This window comes from Lysinibacillus sp. FSL K6-3209 (assembly GCF_037976175.1).
Taxonomy (GTDB): domain Bacteria; phylum Bacillota; class Bacilli; order Bacillales_A; family Planococcaceae; genus Lysinibacillus; species Lysinibacillus sphaericus_D.
Map to the genome: position 1 here is coordinate 1,277,846 of NZ_CP150264.1, position 15,817 is coordinate 1,293,662.

Here is a 15,817-nt window from a genome sequence, read left to right on the forward strand (position 1 = left end):
ACAGATGGAACAAGGAAAAGCTAAAATCTTAATTTCGCTTTTTCTCACTTTTTTCATACAGTTGTATTGTTTATCAGTTATCGTTAATGGGCCTATTATTGGAATTACCCTGGCTCAATCACAAGATCAAAGTTGGTATATTCAACAGATTGAAGAGGAAAGTTGGGCAGCATCTCAAAATTTAGAGCCCTATACGAAAGTTTTAGAATTAGATGGGATGAAGCTGTCAGTCAATACTTCATCCCCTTTTCTAATTACACAAGCGCATAGCATAACAATATGGCATGAAGGAAAAGTGGAAAAGTTAATCGTCTCGAATAAGAATATAAATGCACAATTAATAAAGCAATTAATAATGCCGTTATTATATACCTTAATCACAACTGCTTTTTGTCTTTTTTTATTTAAACAAATACTTACTAAGAACAAACAGTATTTGATTTTTCATTTACAGTTTACGGCATTAGCGTATATAAGTGCAGGTGCTGCAGGACGAGGAGATTTCATTAGTATTGTTATTAATTCATTAGCGATCTTCCTTAGCATTGTAAATTGTATTTTCTACTGTAATTATTTTTTAAGAACAATGAGTGATGCCTTTCAAAAAAAGTTGCGTAATGTTTTTTATGTTATCGGTATAATGATTGTAGTGATAAATATAGTGCGGATTTTCATGGAAGATCTTCTGAAAGTACAAATTATATTTGAACTATCAGTCTATTTAATTTTATCCTGCTTACTAGCAATTAATATTATTGTCGCAGCTAAAAGCAATGCTAAATACTATGCCAAGCCATTATTCTGCATCTTTTTTTTAGGAATTGGACCGTTTGCATTATGTTATGGCATTCCAACAATTTTTAATGTGCATCCATTTCTACCTGCAGATGTGACGGCGTTGTTTTTATTAGTGGTCCCTATTTGTCTGATTTACTTAGAGATGGCAGGGAATTTTGTTAACTTACAATATGCGCTTGATCGCATGTTTTCACATTTACAATTGGCGATTCCATTCAGTCTCATGTTATCGTTTATTTTACTAACTCTTGAGGAAGTACGCTCGTTTTACATATATAGTCTTTATTTTTTGATTACGTTTATTTCATCCATCTTACTGTTGTCATACAAGGAAAGTATGGAAGTACGGAATGCTCGTTATTTAAGTACTTTAAAGAACTATAATTTTTCCAATTTTTATCGCTTTATTAAATCATCAGCACATTATGCTACTAACTTCGACAAGCTTATGGAGTATATTAAACAAGAGCTAAATCTAATGTTAATGTTGAATAATATTGAGATTATAGAAGATCATTTAACACAATCTCTTGGTTATATAGAAGAACATAAGTGTCGTGCTATTTGTCCAAATTTAATTTATAAACATGACACGAAATACATATTGGTACTCTATGAAACAGTAGACTCTAAGTTGTTAGCAATCACAGACACAAAATTTCGTAAAATACCGTCCGAATCTTTAAAAATGCTTGAACTTTTTTTGTATTATGTTCAAAGCATTATTGATAATTCACTTAAGTTGGATGAACTTATGGCACAACTGACGAAGTTAGACAAATTGCAAGCACCTCGATGGTACAATAGGCTATGGATTTTGTCTTCAGAGAAAGAACGTTTACGGTTATCTACAGAGATACATGATACGATTTTACAAGATTTGATTCGTATGAGTCGTAATATTGAAGAAGCTGCAACAAAAGAAAAAGATGACAAAGAGGCTTTTATGCATTTGCGTGAAGAAGTACTGGATATTGTGGATAATACAAGAGAAATTTGTGAAAATTTATATCCGCCTTTAATCGATAGACTTGGTCTCCACCGCTCGTTAGAGGAGTTAATACAGAAATGTAAAATTCGGTTTAACTTTTTGATTAAAGAGGATTTTCAAAGGATTGAAGGTTTATCATTGCAGCAATCCACTACAATCTATCGTATTATTCAAGAGTTGCTCTCCAATGCAAATAAACATTCACAAGCACAGTCCGTCTATATTTCATTAACATCCCGAGCACAAAAAGTTTTTATTGACTATTGGGATGATGGAGTTGGTATTGATATTGATGAAAATATTCAACAAGACTGTATGAAAAGTATAGGACTAATGGGGATGAAGGAGCGTATCAAGTATTATCAGGGGACATTTTTAATAAGCTCAAATCAGCCACAAGGGACAAATATTAAACTATCTATGAAAATAGGTGAGGATTTTGAAAATAATGGTATTGGATGACCATATTGCTATTGGTGAAGGCACACGAGCCATATTGCAAGCTGAACTAGACTGTCAAGCAGTGGTGTTTACAGATCCTTGTATTGCATTACAGCACTTATCTGAATCATTTTATGATATTTACTTAATTGATTTTAACTTAGCAGGGATGGATGGACTGCAATTTATTCAAAAGTTACTTAAAATTCATCCTGAAGCAATCGCGATTATTTATACAGGTTATAATATCGAGAAATATTTACCCGAATTATTAAACAAGGGGATATCAGGATTTATTAGTAAAACGGAAAGTAGAAAACAATTGATTGATACAATTCAATATGCACTTGAAGGGAAAGTTATTATTTCACTTTCGCTTCTTAAAAAGCTGTGTGTACATAATGTTGGAGCTAAAGAGTCTATAAACTTGACAGAGAGAGAACGACAAATTTTAGATTTTGTCAGAGATGGCTATACTAATAAGGCTATTGCACTAGAAATTCATTTAAGCCAACGGACAATAGAGAAAGTATTAACAACCATTTTTTCTAAGCTTGGTGTTGAATCACGAGCAGAGGCAGCTGTTAAATGGAATGAATTAACTACTTTAGAAACTGATAAATATCATTTTAATTAGGTATAATAAATTATGCGTTTTTTGCTAATAATGCAATAATTTTTTGTAATATTAATACACATCTAATAACGACAAAACACTGGTAAAGTGTTTTGTCGTTTTTTTTACTTTGCTATCAACTAGTGTAAATATTTATTTTTTAATGTCAAGTGTGGTTTTCCGCATTATTTTAATCGGAAACCCGCCCTATAAAGTACGGTAAATGTATTGGTAGAATTTAAATAACGAGAGACAAGTGGGGTTACTTGGGTAGTTTAGTATATCGACATTAATAAATTTTACTACAAAACTATAATAAAAAAAGTTCAATGCTAATGGAGGTTAACATGAAAATTGGTGTAATTGGAGCCGGTGTAATGGGGAAAGGTGTAGCCCAAAGGTTTGCACAATATGGTCATAATGTTGTTTTATATGATATTTCTTCAAATGTTCTTGAAACTGCACGAGAAGAGATAAAAAAGAATTTAAAAATAGCAAGTATGTTTAATAAAACGATAGATGCTGAAAAAATTGTTGCCAATATCGACATTACATCAGGTTATGAAGGTTTTGCAGATATGGATTTTATTATTGAAAATGTAGATGAAAATATTAAAACGAAAGAAACCGTTTATAGAAATTTGGAGAAGGTTTGTAAACAAAAATGTATTTACTTGGTGAATACTTCATGCATTCCGATTACGCTTATTGGTTCATATACCGATAGAGCTGAAAAAGTGATTGGTGTACATTTTATGAATCCAGTTCCTATGAAAAATTTTGCTGAAGTTATACAGGGGTGGAAAACATCTGAAGAGACCATTCAACATGTTCGTGAGTTATTAAATAATGTAGGAATGGAAATTGAAGTAATTAAGGACAGTGCAGGATTTGTATCTAATCGATTATCTCATTTATTTATGAATGAGGCTGCAGCCCTAGTGTATGAGGGTGTTGCTACTGCAGAGCAAATTGACAATATTTTTAAAAATGCTTTTGGTCATAAAATGGGTCCACTTGAAACAGCTGATTTAATCGGTGTTGATACGGTGTTAGATTCATTAAAAGTATTATATACCCATTACGAAGATCCAAAATTTAGAGCTTGTCCCCTTTTAAAACAAATGGTATATGCAGGTTCAACTGGAAGAAAAAGCGGAAAAGGTTTTTATACTTACTAAAAGAAAGGTGATAATAATGAATACAAAAGAGAAAATTAAAGGGTTTTTATCAAAGTTTATAAAAATTACGGAGATCAATGACACAGACAATATTTTTGAAAAAGGATTAGTTAATTCTTTATTTGCAATGAATCTAGTTAATTTTATTGAAACTGAATTTGATATTTCCATCGATAATATGGAATTAGATTTGGACAATTTTAAAGATATCAATTCAATTGTTGCCTTAGTTGAAAAGAAGTTAGCAATGGAGGAAACAGTATGACTGGGGAGAAAATAAAATGTGTTGTCTGGGATTTAGATCATACATTATGGGATGGAATTCTAATAGAGGATGACAATTTAACATTAAAAGAAAATGTAGTTGAAGTAATAAAGGAACTAGATAGAAGAGGAATTTTGCAATCCATCAGCAGTAAAAACAACTATGATATGGCTAAAGAAAAACTTGAAGAATTTGGATTGTGGGATTATTTTATTTATCCTCAAATTAACTGGAACAGTAAGTCCGAAGCAGTTGCTCAAATTGCAAAAGACATCAATATTGGTATAGATACTTTGAGTTTTGTAGATGACCAAGAATTTGAACGAGAAGAAGTGTTATTTAGTTATCCAGAAATTTTATGTATCGACGCAAATGATGTTGATAAAATCCTAGATATGGAAAGAATGATGCCAAAATTTATAACAAATGATTCGAAAAATAGAAGGAAAATGTACCACAGTGACATTCAAAGAAATAGAGAAGAGCTTGCGTATAGTGGTACGAAAGAAGAATTTTTATCCACGCTTAATATGACTTTCAAAATTGACAAAGCTAAAGAAGACGATCTTCAGAGAGCTGAAGAGCTTACTGTCAGAACACACCAGTTAAATTCCACAGGTTACATTTATTCTTATGATGAATTAAAGAACTTTCTTGAAGCAGATGATTATGAAGTGTATGTTGCACAGCTTGATGATAAATATGGTACTTACGGAAAAATCGGCTTGGCGCTTGTAGAAAAGAAGGCTGATGTTTGGGATTTGAAGCTACTTCTTATGTCATGCAGAGTAATGTCCAAAGGTATTGGTAATATTTTCATGAATTTTCTTATTAATGAATCGATAAAAAATAATAAAACTTTACGAGCACAATTTATTCCAACAGATAAAAATAGAATTATGTACATTACATACAAATTTAACGGCTTTAAAGAGTTAGGTAAAGACGGTGATGTCGTAATATTTGAAGCAGATATGTCATACGAGCGAATTATACCAGACTATGTAACGTTTGTTTATGAAGGGGAGAACGTTGATGGATTTTTCAGTAAAGAAAGAGCAGAAACAATACAATCAGGAAATCATTGATTTCGCGAGAGAAAATCTTAATGATAGTGAATTTTGCGAAAAATTCTCTATGGATATGTGGAAAAAGGTTAGTGAATTTGGATTGCTAGGGATAACTGTAGACGAAAAATATGGGGGTCTTGGGGAAAGCTATGGGACTGCGGCTATGGTCTTTGAAAGTCTTGGATATGCATGTAAAAATAACGGGTTTATTTTTGTGATTAATAATCATATATGGGTATGTCAAAATTTAATCAATTTATATGGTTCGGATGAATTGAAAGAAAAGTATTTACCAGAGATGGTTGAAGGGAAAAAAATTGGGGCGATTGCTATTACAGAGCCTGAAGCGGGATCTGATGCATTTGCGATGGTTGCAAATGTAAAGGAACAAGATGATTGTTTTGTACTTAATGGTACAAAAATGTTTATTTCCAATGGACCTATCGCTGATATTTTTATTGTTTTCGCTGTTACAGAGGAAGTTCCAGATAAGAAAATCACTGCTTTTGTCGTTGAGCGCAATTTTGAAGGTGTAACGACAGGGAATGATATCGAAAAGATGGGGCTGAATGCATGTCCGACGAGTGAGCTTATTTTAGATAATGTAAAAGTACCGAAGCATAATATTTTAGGGAAATTTAACTATGGTAATAATATTCTTACAGGTGCGTTGGAATGGGAAAGATGTTTTGAATTTGCGCCACATATTGGTGTGATGCAACGAATTATGGAACAATGCATCAAACAGGCGAATGGAAGAAAACAGTTTGGAAAACCAATAGGTTCAAATCAGGCAGTTTCTCATAAAATTGCTGAAATGGAAGTAAATATTGAAATGGCAAAATTAATGTTATATAAAATTGCTTGGTTAAAAGATCAAAAAAAATCTGCTTACCTTGAAACGTCTATTTTTAAACTTTTTGTAAGTGAAAATTACATAAAGACGTGTAGGGATGCAATGCAAATTTTTGGTGCATATGGATATACAAAAGAGTATGAGATGGAACGAGAGCTAAGAGATGCCATGGCAAGCAGTATTTATTCAGGCACAAATGAAATGCAAAAAAATACAATTTATAATATGGCCAATGCAAGATACATGTGATAAGGAGCGCTCATGAAAGTTGTAGTATGTTTAAAACCAATTAAATCTGAAGAGATGTTTCCAAATGAATTACGAACAGAGGACTTTATTATAAATCCATATGACTTATATGCATTACAACAATTTATAGAATTAAAAAAATCAATTGATTGTACAATTATCTGCCTTTGTATGGGTTCTCACAGTACAAAAGGGTTGCTTCAAAAAGCCATTGCTTTAGGAGCAGATAAAGCCATTCTATTAAATGATGCGCTATTCGATGGTTCGGATACAGTCGCTACTTCATATATTTTGGTACAGGCGATCAAAAAAATTGAAGATGTTGATTTCGTAACATGTGGAAGACGAAGTAGTGATGGGGAAATTGGACAAGCAGTATATGGCATTGGAGAACGTCTTAACTATTATTGTTTAACTGATATAGCTGAAATTTTAGGGAATGAGGCTTCAGCAATTCAGCTAAAACAAGTAAAAGACAATGAAACAATTATTGGGAAATTGAAACCACCCGCAGTTATTTCTTTTTACGATTATGTAGTTACGCAGCCTTTAATCAATTTACTTGCATTAAAAAAAGCAAGAAAAAAAGAGATTCTTGTATGGAATGCCACTGATTTAGCTGTTGATGGAGATAAGTGTGGTTTTGCTAGTGTAAAAGTGAAAGAATGGCATGTTCAAAAAGAAGCAAAACAGAAAAAGCTATATATAGAAGAAACGGCACAAGAAAAAGCGGCTTTAATCTATAACCTAGTAACAGATAAGGCACACAATAGTAAACGATAACCTGCATGAAGGATGAACGTTGAATGGAAAAAGAAATTGTGATCATAGGTGATTTTCAAGAATACGATGATGAAAATATATTACAGATCATCACAAAAGCTAGTAGTCTCAGTAATCAATGCAACTGTAAGGTAACAGTATTATGTGTTGGACATAAGGATAGTGAGCAGATTGATATGTTCTTTCAATATGGGGCAGACAATGTAGTGATCTGTAGACAAAACGAGCCATTTGATATGCCGTATTTTACAAATATAATCTCAAATATGATAAAGACACGCATCCCAAAAGTCATATTGGTTCCGGAATCTATCAATGGAAAAACAACGGCAGCAATATTATCTGCCAAATTTGAAGTTGGGCTTATAGCAGGGTGTACTGATATTCAATTTGATGAAAATAACGAACTGTCTTTTTTGAGGACTGCCTTCAATAGTGTGACAATTGCCAAAAACAATTGTTCTAATGGCGAATTTATCATCGCAACTGTGAAAAAGGACATCTTTGTAAAACAAATAAAGGCTGGGCAATGTCAAGGAATGATCGAGGAAGTTACATATGATGATGGCAGGGAAAAGTTGTCCAATTCGTGGGATGTTCTAGAGCGAATAGAAAAGTTTGAAAAGAAAGAGATGACGAATTTCGATAAAGTTTTTTGTATTGGAAGAGGCGTTAAAAATCAAGATACTTTTGAAAGACTATGCCAAATTGCGCATAAACTTCATGTTGGACTAGTTGGAACTCGAGCAGTTGTTGAAACGGGATTTATTGAAAAAGAGAGAATGATTGGTCAGTCTGGGAAAATGCTAGCTTCACCTATTTATGTAGGCTTCGGTGTATCAGGCGCTAGCCAACATATGATTGGCGTTAAAAATGCTGAAATAATCGTTGCCATCAATAAAGATAAAAATGCACCCATATTCGAGTATGCGGATTACGCTATCGTAGATGATGTGGAGGCAATACTAGCTGAATTAGAAAAAATGGCTGAAGGATAGGTACAAAAGATGTACTTAGCGTTTGATAAGACATAGAAGAAAGTTTGATAGGGGAGGGAATGGAATGAAAAAAACAGATGATGTAGTAGGAGCACTAGAAAAGCTTAGTAAAACAGATAAAGGAATTACAATTGTACTTTCAAGAGAAGATAAAAAATTTATTTCATATAAAGAACTATGGAATAGAAGTTTTTATGTTTCAGAGCTATTTAAAAAACAAGGTGTTAGCAGAAATACAGAAGTTATTATTCGATGTGAAAATCTAGAGCTCTTTTTATATTCATTTTGGGCGTGTGCAATAGGAGGCTATATCGCTGTTCCGATTGATGCAAGTAAAAATAGTAATGTCGACAGTCTTTTGGCACATGTTTTGGAAAAGTCAGTTCAGCCAATCATCGTCAGTGATAGTGAACAGGATAAGGACAAAGGAAGGGTGCTATACCTTCAGGACTTCTATACTGAGATTTTGAAGTGTCCGAATAATTTGAATGTAGAGTATCAAACTTCACCAGAAGATATCCTATATATTTTATATTCTTCTGGAACAACTGGCACGCCAAAAGGGGTTATGATTAGCAAATCCAATGTGGCTGCTAACGTATATGGTTTTGCTAAACATTATGCGATAGATGAAAATGATAAGTTTTTATCGTGGACACCATTAACACATTGTTATGGTTTAGTCATATTCCACCTTGTACCTTTAATGGCGGGCGCAGATCAATGTCTACTTTCTACGAAATTGTATATGAATCAGCCGTTAATTTGGGCAGAAACAATTAATGAATATCGTGCAACTAGAATTGGTTCACTGCCATTTGCATTGAAGCATTTTAATAATGTTTATATGAATTCGGAGAAAAACTTTAATTGGGATTTGTCCTGTGTAGATAGCATGTTTTTAGGTGGAGAGTCGGTTAGTCAAGCATTATACAAAGAATTCTGTAACGAAGTAAATGCTTATGGGTTTTCTATAGATAAGGTTTATCCGCTATATGGATTGACTGAAGCGACTATTATGTTAACCGCAAATAGATTAGGAAAGCATGCTCGAACATTTGAAATTACAAACGATAAGCTTGTGATTGGTGACAAAGTGCATTGTAAGGAATTAGCGGATGGCGAAACAGCAGATAATGTATTCCTTGAAATGGGTACCCCTTTGGAAACGGTACACCTTAGTATTCGTGATGATAACTTCCAAGAGCTCCCAGAAGGGCATTTGGGACAAATTTGTGCAAGTGGTCCTTGTATAACATCAGGTTATTATCAAGATTCAGAAGCGACCGAAAAAGTATTTTTTGAAGAGAAATGGTTATGTACAGGGGATATAGGATTTATTCAAGATAACAATCTTATCATTATTGGCAGAGAAAAAGAACTTGTTGTAGCCAACGGAAAAAAAGTCTCGTGTGCACAAATTGAAGAACTAATAAATAAACATTTGCATAACCCAAAGCATCAACAGTGTGCAGTATGCAATGGAACAAAGCATGAAAATGACAATGAGAAAGTGATTGTTTTTATCAAAACACAAATGGACTTTAAAAATGACAAAGATGTAGAAGAATTTAAGGACTTTACAAACAACATTATTTCAATGGTTTTTGAAAAAATGGGACTGACTATTAGCGAGGTAGTACCCGTTGATGATATTCCTAAAACAAACAGTGGCAAAGCCTTTCGACGTGGATTAACTGAAAAATATAATGCCGGCACATATGAAACATTACTAAATAAATTGAATTATAGTAAGAAAAGTCAAATTGTTAATACCGAAAAAACGAGATACTCTCGAAATTCTATTGCGAAGAAAATGGTGACATATATTGAGAGCCGTTTCGATGTAAAAGTATTAGCACATGACATACCTTTTTCTGAGTATGGCATTGTATCTATTAATATACCGTCGTTTATTGAAAATTTAAATAAAGAATTTAACGTAAATATTCTTGTAGCAGATATTTTTAAGTATTTCACTATATCTGATTTGTCTGAACATATTTATTCACTTGTTAATTTAGAAGAGAAGCAAAGGAGTCTAGGGAACATGAACGAAGAGCATATGCAAGATAAAATAGCAATCGTTGGAATGAGTTGTCGTTTTCCAGGTGGTGCTAATAGTATTGATGAGTACTGGGATTTACTTGTAAATGGAGTAGATGGCGTATGTGATGTTCCTGAAAATAGATGGGAAATTGAAAAGTATTATGATGAAGATAAAACCGTTCCTGGAAAAATGTATTGCAAAAAGGGTGGGTTTTTAAATATCAATATTGATGAATTTGATGCAGGTTTTTTCAATATCTCTCCAAAAGAAGCAGCTGCCCTTGATCCCCAACAAAGAATGCTTTTAGAGCTGACATGGGAAGCTTTTGAAAATGCAAATATGGATATTACTAAATACAATGGATCGAACACAGGCGTATATGTGGGCATGTCTAATAATGAATACAATCTTGCTCAATTATATTCAGGAGAATTATCAAGTATTGGTGCATATGCTCTGACAGGAAGCTGTATGAGTACTGCATGTGGAAGGGTATCTTATACGTTTGGATTTGAAGGACCATGTATTACAGTTGATACCGCATGCTCGTCTACGCTTTCGGCATTGCATTTGGCTTGCACCGCGATCCATGCAGGAGAAGCGGATATGCAAATTGTAGCTGGCATTAACTTAATGGAATCTCCGACTACCAATATTGGGTTTTCAAAACTACAAGCGACATCAGTAGATGGACATAGTAAAGCATTTGATGAAGCAGCAAATGGTTATGGGCGTGGAGAAGGCGGTGGCGTCCTTATACTGAAAAAGTTATCTGACGCTATTAAAGATCAAGATGAAATTCTAGGTGTTATTAGAGGAACTGGCATTAATCAGGATGGTAAGAGTAACGGTCTAACTGCACCAAATGGGGAAGCACAAGAAAAGTTGATTGAAAAAACTTTGATGCATGCGAGTATGGATCCTCATGATGTGGATTTTGTAGAAATGCATGGAACTGGAACAAAACTTGGAGATCCAATCGAAGTTCATGCAGTTGGTGCAACGTATGGAAAGAACAGAAGTAAAAATAATCTTTTAAAGATAGGTTCTGTAAAATCTAATATTGGTCATTTGGAGGCTGCGGCAGGGGTAGCTTCCATTATTAAAGTTTTATTATCTATGAAGAATAATATGATTCCTGCAAATCTTCACTTCCATACACCTAATCCGTTTATTGACTGGGAAGGTGCAAATGTAGAAGTGATAAGCGAGCATGCATCGTGGAAAAAAGAGGATGGCTTAAGAGCTGCAGCCATTAATGGCTTTGGATTTGGTGGGTCAAATGCCCATGCGATTATTGAAGAATACAAAAATGAGGATTTCGGTAAAAACGAAACAAACCTCCAAGATGGCATAGATTATATACTTAAAATTTCAGCAAAAAGCAAGAAATCATTAAATGAACTAATTGAACAGTACTATCAATTAATAGCAAAAAGTTCAGACAATGAATTAGAAGATATTATTTATACAGCCAATTTGGGAAGAGCGGATTTAGAATACCGATTTGCTGTTTGTGGCAGTAATAGAAAAGTGATTGCTGAAAGACTAGAGAGCTATTTGAAGAATGGTTATGCAGAAGGCGTCTTTGAAAATATAGATAAGCACCAGTTGATGCAAAAAGATAGAAAAGTTGTCTTTATGTTTACTGGACAAGGCTCACAGTATCTCAATATGGGGAAACTACTTTATGATTCTAATGCTGTCTTTAAACAGGCATTTGACACTTGTGATCGATTGTTTAAACCGTATTTATTAAAATCCATTGCCGATTTAATATATGGGGATAATGCAGAAGAACAAGTTATTGAAAAAACGGTTTACGCGCAGCCATTAATCTTTGCGGTGGAATATGCTTTATACAAACTGTGGGAGAGCTATGGTGTTAAACCAGAAGTAGTGATGGGACATAGCATTGGTGAATATCCAGCAGCAGTTGTAGCAGGGATGATGACGCTGGAAGATGCTATTAAACTAGTTTCAATAAGAGGAAGACTGATGGATGCTGCACCAGGAAAAGGCAAGATGGCAACTGTTTTTGCCGATAAAGTGAAAGTACAAAAACTTCTTACTGATTTCCAAGAAACGGTATGTATTGCAGCACACAATGCAGAAGAAACTTGTGTAATTTCTGGGATGGCAGAAGATGTAGAAAAAGTGGTTGAGAAAGCAAAGATGGAAGGCATGCGTGTACAAGAATTAAAGGTATCTCATGCTTTTCACTCAATGCTAATGGAACCTATATTAGAGTACTTCCATTTAATAGCAAAAGAGTTGGAATATAAAGAAGCTAAGGTAAAATTTGTTTCATCACTCTACGCCAAAGAATTAGAAGAAGGTCAAATTCTTGATGGTGATTATTGGACTAGTCATATTAGAGAAAAAGTCGACTTCTTTGGAGCGGTGACAAGCATTGATAAAAAAGAAAATTATGTATTGCTAGAAGTAGGAAGTAATAGAGTGTTGGCAGCACTTTGTAAATTAATTTTTGAAGATGAAAGAGTCATTGCATCTACTTTAAACATGAAGAAGGACGATAAAGTACAACTGGCAAATGAAATTGCAATGCTTTATGTAACGGGTGTAGATGTGGATTGGAGCAATATTACGTTCGCTGGTAAAACGAATTGGAATAAAATAAAACTTCCTAACTATCCTTATGAAAAGAACAAATACTGGATGGATTTAAAATACGATAGAGCATCAGAGAGTATCAATGCTGAAGATTATCACAATATTCTAGGCCAAAGAATTGATCTTCCATCAATGCGTGACGCTGTAGTATTCCAAAGAAAATTTACTGCATTGGAACCTTACTTTATGAGAGAACATGTAATTTTCAAAACAGCCATTTCACCGGCAGCAGCCCATATGGCCATGATACTTTCGGCTGTGAAAGAAATTGGAAACGCTAAAAGTTGTGTGCTAAGTAAAGTAGATTTCAGGGTACCATTAGCTGCAACAGATGATGAAGAAAAACAGGTGCAAATTTGTTTAGAAAAAGAAGACGATGATTACAAATTTAATATTGTAAGTAGAGATTTTAACTCTAAATATGATAAATGGCTGATGCATGCTAAAGGGAATGTATGCATGCAAGATGAATATGAGTTTTCAGAACACACAGCAAATATGGATGATTATAAATCCCTTTCTTATGAAGAAAATATTGAAAATAGTATCTACTATTTTATGAGTAAATCTGGCTTTGAACTAGGAGAAGGTTTCCAACGGATTAAGCGTATTAGTTACGGAGAAGATGAATGTGTCTGTGTGGTAGAGCCTTTAAAAACCATTCCATACTTTAAAGATTATGTACTTTACCCAGGAACAATTGACTCCATATTCCAAACAGGTATTGCCTTAGTTTTGGAAAAATTAAAAGAACGCACAAATGTCAATGAAGATGGCAATAAAACAGTTATTCCATACTATTTAGAAAAATTGACGTTTAACTATCGAGAATCCGATCAGTTATGGTGTTATTCAAAATCAACTGTAAAAAATGATATTACGTATGCGGACGTTATTGTATATAACGAAAAAGGCGAAGTATTAATGAAAATAGATAACCTCATGGCTAAAATTACAGAAAGCGAAAGTTTATTACAAGAAATGAGTAGTGCAAACAAATTGTATTACCATACAGACTGGGTGCAAACAGATGCCATTAGAAAATTAGAGGAGTTGCCAGTCAATAAACAGTACCTTCTGATTGCAGATGAGGCAATTGCGGCAGCAAGTTTAAAAGAAAATATGGAGAAACACCATTTAAACACAATATGTGTACTACATGGAGATGAATTCCTAAAGAAAAATACCCATGATTATACGATCAATCAGGACAATAAAGAAGAGTGGTCGAAGCTTCTTGCGGATGTATGCAAAGACAGCGGGAAGAAAAACTTAAATATTATTTATTGTACTACTAAGGATAGTGTTCCGAATCTAGCGAATAATAAGGTGAATTATAGAGCGATTAAAGCATTACACTATTTGGTTCAAGTAATGAATGAAGAGGGTTACACACAAGGTAGCAAAATTAAAATCGTGACCAAAGATGTGCAAAAGCTTCGTAATGAGAAAAAACTAAATTTATCAGGATCGATGGTCTGGGGATTAGCAAAAGTAATGAGCATAGAATATCCTGGAATTTTTGGCGGCATCATTGATACGGATGAAGTAACTTTCTATGAAAATACTGATTTTATCCATGAAGTATTAGGGGATAGTGTACAGGAAGTTTGCTTAAGAGAAAACGAACGTTATGTAGGAAGATTAATTGCTCATGCGGATTATATGAAAAAAGGGTTAGAAAAGAATAAGAAAATTGTATTAAAAGAAGAGGCTTCTTATTTAATTACAGGTGGAACAGGAGCATTGGGTCTTGCTTATGCAGAAGAACTTGTAAATGCAGGTGCTAAAAACCTTATTTTAATAAGCAGACGCGAACCAAGTGAACATGCCAAAGCAGCAATTCAAAAATTGATAGACAAAGCAGTTCAAGTAAAGATTGTCCATGCGGATGTATGTGACGATGAAAGTTTGATAAAAGCGCTAGATGACATTAAAGTTACGATGCCTCCTATTAGAGGTGTCGTTCATGCAGCAGGCGTGTTAAACGATAAGATGTTGATTGACCTCAACTGGGATGATTTTGAAAAGGTTATGAATCCGAAGGTTGTTGGAACGCTTAATGTTTTCCATGCAATGGACAAGGAAACATTGGATTTCTTCATGATGCTTTCCTCTATCACGAGTGTTATTGGAAATATGGGACAAGGCAACTATGCTGCTGCAAATCATTTTATGAATTCATTTGCAACATATATGAACATGAACAAGCTTCCTGGTTATACTTTCTGCTGGGGACCATGGAATGAAAGTGGGATGGCAGCAGATAATGATGCGATATCAAGTACGATGGCAAGAATGGGTATGAAAACTTTTTCAAAAGGCCAAGGACAAAGCATTATTAATGACTTTATGGATCAACCATATGAGAATCTGCTAATTGCCGATATAGAATGGAATACTCTAGTAAAATCTTTGGAAACTGCAGCAGGCAAGACAGCATTCCTATCTAAATTAGTGTCTGAAAAGGACGTAAATGTAGATGTAGTTCATGATGAAATGGACAATTTCTTGGAAACGCTTATGAGTTTATCAGGTGAAGGTCAAAATGAGCTCCTAATTGAAAAACTGCAAAGTATTTGTGGAAAAATTATGGGCTTTGATCATAATCAAGTACTTTCCATAGATAAGGCATTCCAAGAACAAGGTGCAGATTCTTTAATGATATTCTCTATGCGAACAGCGATTAATAAATTGCTAGGTATTGATGTCAATGTCTCTGTATTTTTCAATTATCCAACCATCGTAAAACTTTCTGATTATTTATTAAGTGAAGTTCTAATTCTTGACAATGAAAATACGGGTGAGTTAGAAGAGCAGTCCGAAAACATAGAGGACTTATTATCTGAAATTGATAAGTTAACGATATAGTCAGAGGTGTTATG

Annotated in this window: 9 protein-coding genes; all 9 read left to right on the forward strand. The window is 33.9% G+C overall.

Annotated features, from left to right (window positions below; translation table 11 throughout):
- The first annotated feature begins 4 nt into the window (after positions 1-4).
- The 9 genes from MHH88_RS06075 (at position 5) to MHH88_RS06115 (ending at position 15,803) form a co-directional block, all read left to right on the forward strand.
- A complete protein-coding gene (locus MHH88_RS06075) occupies positions 5-2,251 on the forward strand; it encodes an ATP-binding protein (protein ID WP_339261847.1) in 2,247 nt (748 codons plus the stop codon).
- Positions 2,238-2,867 (forward strand): response regulator transcription factor, encoded by a 630-nt coding sequence (locus MHH88_RS06080; protein ID WP_081327887.1) that lies wholly within the window; start codon positions 2,238-2,240, stop codon positions 2,865-2,867. Before MHH88_RS06075 ends, MHH88_RS06080 begins: the two co-directional genes overlap by 14 nt.
- Before the next feature lie 326 nt (positions 2,868-3,193).
- Positions 3,194-4,027 carry a 3-hydroxyacyl-CoA dehydrogenase family protein gene (locus tag MHH88_RS06085; RefSeq protein WP_219818997.1) on the forward strand — a complete coding sequence of 278 codons (834 nt, stop codon included), beginning with the start codon at positions 3,194-3,196 and terminating at the stop codon, positions 4,025-4,027.
- Positions 4,028-4,043: 16 nt separating this feature from the next.
- Positions 4,044-4,292, forward strand: a complete 249-nt coding sequence (locus MHH88_RS06090) for an acyl carrier protein (RefSeq protein ID WP_025218865.1) — start codon at positions 4,044-4,046, stop codon at positions 4,290-4,292.
- Complete coding sequence (locus tag MHH88_RS06095; protein WP_069509928.1) at positions 4,289-5,380, forward strand: HAD-IIIC family phosphatase; 1,092 nt, start codon at positions 4,289-4,291, stop codon at positions 5,378-5,380. The genes MHH88_RS06090 and MHH88_RS06095 overlap by 4 nt, the downstream gene beginning before the upstream one ends.
- Complete coding sequence (locus tag MHH88_RS06100) at positions 5,328-6,467, forward strand: acyl-CoA dehydrogenase family protein (protein ID WP_339261852.1); 1,140 nt, start codon at positions 5,328-5,330, stop codon at positions 6,465-6,467. Before MHH88_RS06095 ends, MHH88_RS06100 begins: the two co-directional genes overlap by 53 nt.
- 12 nt (positions 6,468-6,479) lie before the next feature.
- Positions 6,480-7,250 carry a hypothetical protein gene (locus MHH88_RS06105; protein WP_339261854.1) on the forward strand — a complete coding sequence of 257 codons (771 nt, stop codon included), beginning with the start codon at positions 6,480-6,482 and terminating at the stop codon, positions 7,248-7,250.
- Positions 7,251-7,273: 23 nt separating this feature from the next.
- Entirely contained in the window at positions 7,274-8,248 is a 975-nt protein-coding gene (locus MHH88_RS06110) for an electron transfer flavoprotein subunit alpha/FixB family protein (protein ID WP_339261855.1), read from the forward strand.
- A 64-nt stretch (positions 8,249-8,312) separates the two neighbouring features.
- Positions 8,313-15,803 (forward strand): SDR family NAD(P)-dependent oxidoreductase, encoded by a 7,491-nt coding sequence (locus tag MHH88_RS06115; protein WP_339261856.1) that lies wholly within the window; start codon positions 8,313-8,315, stop codon positions 15,801-15,803.
- Positions 15,804-15,817 lie beyond the last annotated feature (14 nt).